The organism is Mesorhizobium sp. M1A.F.Ca.IN.020.06.1.1, from assembly GCF_004023265.1.
In the GTDB taxonomy this organism is placed as follows: Bacteria; Pseudomonadota; Alphaproteobacteria; order Rhizobiales; family Rhizobiaceae; genus Mesorhizobium.
Genome location: NZ_RZSR01000938.1, coordinates 1 through 2,323 on the forward strand (window position 1 = coordinate 1; position 2,323 = coordinate 2,323).

Annotated in this window: 1 protein-coding gene; it reads right to left on the reverse strand. The window is 66.2% G+C overall.

The features are described 5' to 3' along the window. Window positions 1-2,151, reverse strand: a 2,151-nt coding sequence (locus EOA60_RS29290; RefSeq protein ID WP_128312351.1) for a DUF4815 domain-containing protein, incomplete at its 3' end; no start/stop codon positions are given. Window positions 2,152-2,323 lie beyond the last annotated feature (172 nt).

Here is a 2,323-nt window from a genome sequence, read left to right on the forward strand (position 1 = left end):
CTGCTGCACGGTCGTGGTGACGACGCGACGCAGCGTCTCGATGTCGATCGTGCCCTGCCCGACGAAGATGGCGGCAGCCTTCGAGCCGCCGGCGCCCTCGGCGACGAGGCCCTTCGCGCCGGCCGGCACATTGGCCGGGACGGTGAAGCTGTTGACGATCTGGCCGGCGCCGTCGGCGGAAAGGCCGCCCGGATTGACGTCGATGCCGTCGAACTCGAGCTTGGTCAGGTTTTCTCCCGCGCCGAAGCCATGAATAGTGAACTGCAGCGAGATCTGCCTGAGATAGGAAAGCCGCTCCTCGCGCGTCGAGCTCTCGATCGTCTCCTTCTGCGTCGTCGTGGTCGTCGTCGTGGTGCGGCCGGTGGTCGACCTCGACGTGGTGATGACCACGGGCGACGACAAAGCCGCCGCGCTGTCGGAGGCCCATTCGGTGGCGCTCTCGGTCCAGTAGTCGACCGGCGGGTTGATCGTCATCGACGCCGGCAGCGGCGTGAAGTTCTGATAGGGGTTGATCTTGGTGCAGCGGGTGGCGAGAGCCTGCTCGACCGCGACTTCTTCCGTCCAGTTCAGCAGCGTCACGCCGGGCAGGTTGACCGCATGGAAGGTCGGGTCGATCGCCAGCCGCAGCAAGCCGCCGAACACGGCCGCGGTCTGCGCCTCGCCCTCGTCTCGGTAGCGGTCGGAGGTGAAGGGATCGACGAACACGCCGTTCTTCGAGATCGGCTCGCGGCTGTCGATGTCGCGCTGCAGGCGCTCGAGCGCGATCAGGTCCAGAGCGTCGACCAGGCTGTTATACATCCGGTCGATCTTCGCCATGGTGTAGGCGCGCACGCCGATATTGGTGACGTTCGGCGTGCCGGTCCAGATGTTCTCGACCAGCGCGAGCGGCAGCACGTCGGCCGGCACCGTCGGCGGCAGCGCGTTGGTGCGGCTCGAAACGCCCTTCAGGTAGACTGAATTGCCGTCGCTATCCAAGCCGAGCACGTCGACGCGCGGCAGCTTGAAGTCATAGTCGACCTGGATTTGCCCGCCATTGACGCCGCCGGCGACGGTGATGGTGGTTGCGGTGATATCCGTTGCCGAGACGATGCCTAGATAGCGGTATTTGACGGTGTAGCTCGACCCGGTCGCGGGCTCGGCGCCGCCGGCCGCCCACGACACCAGGTCGCCGGCCTTCGTGTAATCGGCCGGCGTCGCATAGGTCGTGGCGCCCTGGTTCACCTCGAGGATCGACGTCACGCCCGTGTTGACCAGAGCGTCGGAGCCGTTCGGCGTGCCGCCACGAACAACCGTATCAGTTACTTCCTTCTCGACCAGAACTTCGCGGATCGTGGCGATCGGCCCGTGATTGAGGGTGACGATAGTCGGGTTCGTGCCGAAGGTGTGCACCTCGGTCGGGATGCGGAAGAGATCGAAGCTTTCCGTCTCACGGTGGCGCAGCGCCGCATAGCGCGTGCGCTTCTGGCCCTTGATGTTGGCGACGCCCTCGGCGATCGAGAAGACCTGGTCGGCGCCATCCTTGCCCAGCGCCGAGACGGAGCAGCCGGAGACGATATAGTTGCCGTTCGCGTCGAAGTCGTAGATCGCGAGCTGCGCGTTGATGCCGGTCAGGTTCGGCGGCGGCGTCTGGTCGATCGCCACACCGTCCTTCAACAGGTAGACCGAATAGAGATCGCCCTCGCCGCCGTCGCCGGAGAAGCCCCAGGCGAGCGCGAACACGACGCGCGCGGCGCCCGCTTCCCCCTCGGACAGCGAGCCCGGCATCAGGCCCAGCAGAGCGGGCTCCTCGAGCTCGGTGACATACGTTTTGAGCAGGCGCACCCCAATGTGCACGGCACCTGTCATCGGCACGTCTGTCAGCACCGCCGCCGGCGCGTCGAGAACACGGCCTGCCACATAGAGCTTGCCGGCGATCAGCGTGACGGTTTGCGCCGCAACGTCGATGATGATGTCGGCGCCTTCGACGCGGTCGCCGTCGCGCGCGACCAGATTGCCGATCGAACGGATCTTCCGCTGAAGGATGGTCTGGGCCTCGACCATCTCGGCCGCCTGACCAATCTTGCCTTCACGGTTGAGCACGCTGTCCCACAGCGGGAACTGCGGGGAGCGGTCATAGGCGCCGGTCAGGTTCGACTCGTGCTCGTAAGCCATTTTGCCTCAGCTGATTTTCAAGAGCGCACGAAAGCGTTCGCGCGAGGTTTTGCCGAGAAGCGCCGGCGCGATATCGAAGCCGCCGACGATGGCGCCACCCGCGATTGCGGCGCCGGGCAGCCAGCGGATACCGGCGGGGTGTGCGCCGACGGGCACGCCGCCGAGCGTGACG